This window comes from Neobacillus drentensis (assembly GCF_036962765.1).
GTDB lineage: Bacteria > Bacillota > Bacilli > Bacillales > Cytobacillaceae > Neobacillus > Neobacillus drentensis_C.
In genome coordinates this window covers 2602-6981 of sequence record NZ_JBALOS010000298.1, presented here as the reverse complement: position 1 = coordinate 6981, position 4380 = coordinate 2602, and the positions used below count along the sequence as shown (strand labels likewise).

The 4380-nt window shown below is 35.4% G+C and carries 4 protein-coding genes and 1 pseudogene; 2 read left to right on the top strand and 3 right to left on the bottom strand.

What is annotated here, in order from left to right; translation table 11 throughout:
* Window positions 1-307: 307 nt before the first annotated feature.
* A complete protein-coding gene (locus V7137_RS27435; protein ID WP_335701001.1) occupies window positions 308-949 on the bottom strand; it encodes a glycosyltransferase in 642 nt (213 codons plus the stop codon).
* Between the two features lie 381 nt (window positions 950-1330).
* Here V7137_RS27435 and V7137_RS27430 point away from each other — a divergent pair, with 381 nt between their 5' ends.
* Both V7137_RS27430 and V7137_RS27425 read left to right on the top strand, forming a co-directional pair.
* Window positions 1331-1630: a hypothetical protein gene (locus V7137_RS27430; protein WP_335701000.1), complete on the top strand. Its 300-nt coding sequence runs from the start codon at window positions 1331-1333 to the stop codon at window positions 1628-1630.
* Between the two features lie 257 nt (window positions 1631-1887).
* Window positions 1888-2817 carry a bifunctional helix-turn-helix transcriptional regulator/GNAT family N-acetyltransferase gene (locus V7137_RS27425; protein WP_335700999.1) on the top strand — a complete coding sequence of 310 codons (930 nt, stop codon included), beginning with the start codon at window positions 1888-1890 and terminating at the stop codon, window positions 2815-2817.
* Between the two features lie 115 nt (window positions 2818-2932).
* Here V7137_RS27425 and V7137_RS27420 read toward each other — a convergent pair whose 3' ends face one another.
* A complete protein-coding gene (locus tag V7137_RS27420; RefSeq protein ID WP_335700998.1) occupies window positions 2933-3730 on the bottom strand; it encodes an HAD family hydrolase in 798 nt (265 codons plus the stop codon).
* 501 nt (window positions 3731-4231) lie between these two features.
* Window positions 4232-4360 (bottom strand): annotated as a pseudogene (locus V7137_RS27415) (phosphopantetheine-binding protein); the annotation flags it as partial.
* Between the last annotated feature and the right edge of the window lie 20 nt (window positions 4361-4380).

Sequence of the window (4380 nt, the reverse complement as noted above, 5' to 3'; positions counted from 1 at the left end):
CACTACAACCAAATTACGATAAATAACACCTCTCGCATCCATATACGGGTTCGTATTCTAAGTAAGGTTTTACGCTCAAATCGAAGATAATGTGCAAAAGTAGTGAAGGTGCTTGTTCAACTTACAGGGGCTAGAGCTCAAGAACGATTGCTGCGGCGGTCTTTTATTATTTGACTAACGTGGCAGTTTAGTGCAATCATGCAGTTACGCAACCAGGGCTTGGTATTTGCTTGAACCAGTTGTATAAACGTATGTAAATGCCTCCATAATGAAAGAATCTCCAACAGAATGCTGGAGATTCTTAAAATTATTTTTTAAATTTATCCGGAAACTGTTTTACAACTCCCGCAGAGATCGTATCTGCCATTAGGATTATATGTGTGACCCCTTCGTCAATTGAAACGATTCTTGCATTCCAATTTTTTGCTAAACTTGCAGTTAAATCATTTGTCACTAATTTCAGATGCATATACAGCAATTTTTTTAGATCTTCATTTTTCAAATAGGGGTTGGCACCGCTAAGGAAAGCTGCTATTTCATCAGCATTTCTATACCATTCTTTGTTTAGCTGATTCACCAAGGCTTTATTTCCGCTTTTAGCCGCATCCACAATCTTTCCCGCAATAACAATATGCTCCTTAAGCAAATTCGTAAGTTTGTTCCCAGCTTTCACTCCGTATACTGGCTTTACAGCATTACCAATATCCTCCTGATTTTTCAGAAGCCTAGTCAGTACCTGTTTTTGATCCTCCGCTCCTGATGTTGTTGCACTTGTAATATAATTACTTGTCCACAATACATGATCCATCCAAAGTCTCCTGAATTTATTTTCGAACATTACCTCAGATTGGCTAATGCAATGTACCTGCGGTTTAGCGTAGGCGCTTGTTACAGCCACCATGTTTAATGGAAATAACAAAATAAATCCCATTAACAATAATTTTTTCATAAATCCTTCTCCTTTCAAATTAAAAAGTGCTCTTTTTATTATTGATATAAGGGATTATTTTATCCTAAAAATGGTTCTACTTACCCTGTTGATCTGTAAATAAGTGTCTTATAAGTGAAGGAGCAAACAATTGCTTTGCCAGTTCAGAATTTTCCATTTGATACAAATGCAATAAGTACCTAAACGGTTAGCCTGCTGATGTGTTGGATGAATGGACAGGGAAAACATAATAAAGCATAAAATAAAAAGGGGAAAGGGGAAGTAAAAAATAAACTGTCCTCTTTAGCAGACGGAATGATGTAAAGGTATAAACGGCCTCTCGAGCATATTTTTCTTCTTCCAGGGAAAACGTATCAATATAAAATGAATGGAGGTAATGAAGTGAATACCGATAATCCGATTGACCATTATCTATTTCCACTATCAGGAGGAATGCAGGATTTACAGAACGGTGTGAAATTAAATGAGGATACATATGAAGTGTATGTAAATGATAATTTTGTAGGGCATAAAACATTAAAGAATGCTGGTGAAAAACTTTCAGATGTTGACGACTTTTTACGAATTCAAGGAATTCATCATTTTTCCTCTTCATTAGAAGGTGACCACTATATAATAAAAACAAATGAAGACTCCGAAAATTTGAGCGATGCATTATCCGTTTATTTTAATAACCGATAATTAAAAAATTGATTGTCATAAAACCCAGTAATACCAAGGGGAATTTGATAATCATTTTTATATTGGGTTGATGACGTAAAAGAAAGGAATAGTATTGTTTGAGAGTAAATTTAGGATCAAAGGGGCTGCTATCGCAGTCCCTTTTTTCTTGAACCAACATTTAGTTGACTCAATCAACCAAATGTAGTTGACTAAATCAACTAAATGTTTTATGCTATTGTTAGTGTTAAATATTCTGAATATTAAGGAGAATAAAGATGAAAGAAAATCAATATGTAGAAAAAATTCGGAAATTCAATCGACATTATGCAAATGTTCTAGGTAAAATTGACCAAGAAATCTATAATAAACCTTTTCCTTTAACAGAAGCACGTGTAATAACTGAAATCAATTTTAGAAATGGTTGTACTGCAACGGAAGTTAGAGAAAATCTTGGAATAGACCGTGGACAAATGAGTAGAATCGTTCAAAAATTTGAGGAAGAAAAAATTATTTTTAAGAAGCAAGCATCAGACGATAAACGCCAATACTTACTTTACCTCACTGACTATGGTAAAGAAATTTTTAATGAGCTAGTTGAAAATGCGAATCGTGAAGTTGGAAAAATGATTAAAGAAATATCTAATCGTGATTTGACCAAGCTGATCAGTGCCATGGAAACCATAGAATCCATTTTCACTAAAGAATATCCTTCTCAATTAGAGGTATCCATTCGAACTTTTCAACCTGGAGATGTTGGTTTCGTAGCACACCTGCATGGAACGTTGTACGAAAATACGTATAAGTTTGGACCTATGTTTGAATATTACGTTATGAAGGGATTAACTGAATTTATGATCAATACGGATGGAGGAGAACTGTGGATTGCTGAAGTAGAAGGTAAAATGGCAGGTTCGATTGCGATTACTAAATCCAATGATAATGTTGCCCAATTAAGATGGTTTATTTTGGATGAAAATTATCATGGTAGGGGTATAGGTAAGAAACTTATGGAGACGGCCATCAATTTCTGTAAAAAACAAGGATACCAACAAGTCTTCCTATGGACGGTAAGTGTTTTAGGGACTGCTCGTTATCTATATCAAAAATATCATTTTAGATTAACAGAAGAAAAAGTAAATAATGAGTGGACTGATTCGAAATTAGTAGAAGAACGATGGGACTTAGACCTATCCGATGAAAACTAAACTAAGAAATGGTCATTTATTATAAAATATGGATGATAAAAAATGACAGGTATGAATCTAACGAAATAGATCACACCTGTCATTTTTTATTACAAAAAGTTATTTTAATATAATCCTAAATCACATTTGATACATATGATTTATGAAGATAACGTTCTATAAACTCAGCTAATCCATCATTTTCGTGGTGTCCTGTAACAAAATCAGCTGCTGCTTTAACCTCTTCGCTAGCGTTCCCCATTGCTACACCAGTACCGACATGACGAAGCATCTCTATATCATTGGGTCCGTCTCCAATAGCTACGACTTCATTTGGACTAATTCGAAATTCGCGAAGTAAGCTTTTTATTGCAGACCATTTGGAAACATTAGGAGCAAGCAATTCAAACCCGTCATTCCAATTGATGACGTCTGCTTCCTTTTTAAACAAAGCGGATAATTCAGGTCTTGGTGCACCTGTTCGAACACTATATTTAAGAACTTCTTGGTAATTGGCCTGTCTTAAATCTCCAATATAACGCGGCGGAATTTGCCCGACTTTTGTCCAATAATCGATTTCTTCAGATGTTTCCTTACAATAAAGGCCATTTGCTGTATGGATAATAACATTAAAAGGATTTTCAGCGGTCAGATGATGAAATCGTTCTTCGTTCAGTCGAACGGTTTTCATTTGCATCGCTCTTCCTGTTTCTGCATCGTGAATAGAGGCACCATTCAAACAGATCATTGGAGTTCGTAATCCAATTTCTTTATGGTAGGGAGCAGTTACTTCATAGTGACGACCAGTTGCTAGAAAAACCTTAACTCCCTGATTAATGAGCCTATAAATGGCTTCCATATTTCGACGGGAAATGTTGTTTGAGGCTTTTAGTAGTGTACCATCCATATCAATAAATATTGCACGCACATTCATTTATACTGCCTCCTCATTCGTTGATAAACCAATCATATCATCTGAATATTAAGGACTTGTAAACTCAGTGTACAGATTAAATAAAGTTTATGGGGAAGCAAGGGACGGCTCTATGAAAAATAAAAATATTATTCTATTAACGGGTGCTTGAATTCAAGAAGGTATGGTTGCTTCGGCAGTCTTTTTTTTGAGCTAACGAGCTGTTTTATTAAATAAAGAACAGAATTATTGATTTGAATGATGAGAACTTAACGAAGAACCAATAGAAACTATCTTTTTTACGGGCTCTTCCATAAGAAGAACTCTTTTATGTGTTATAAAATTGGGGATCATTATATGGAGAAAACGGATCAAATAAATCTTATTAACGGATTTAATTAAGGAGGGGATTTTCCTGTGATAAGAGCATTTTTGTAATATACATTTAGCGGATACCTTCTGCGATACGTTCACCCGCATTCAAGTGTCCGCCTGAGTTGGGCTATCCGCTTTCCTTATTTGTTAACGAAGGTTTTCAATATAGTTTACGACATCACCGACCGTTTGAAGCCTCGCTGCAACTTTCTCACTAATTTCGATCGCGAATTCATCCTCAATTTCCATCGTCAGGTTCACCATATCAAGCGAATCAGCTTCGAAGTCATCTTTGA

What these genes read in the sequence shown, in the direction of transcription:
- V7137_RS27435 (WP_335701001.1), bottom strand. Translation starts at nt 949, where the DNA reads ATGAAAAAATTATTGTTAATGGGATTTATTTTGTTATTTCCATTAAAC.
- V7137_RS27425 (WP_335700999.1), top strand. Translation starts at nt 1,888, where the DNA reads ATGAAAGAAAATCAATATGTAGAAAAAATTCGGAAATTCAATCGACAT.
- V7137_RS27420 (WP_335700998.1), bottom strand. Translation starts at nt 3,730, where the DNA reads ATGAATGTGCGTGCAATATTTATTGATATGGATGGTACACTACTAAAA.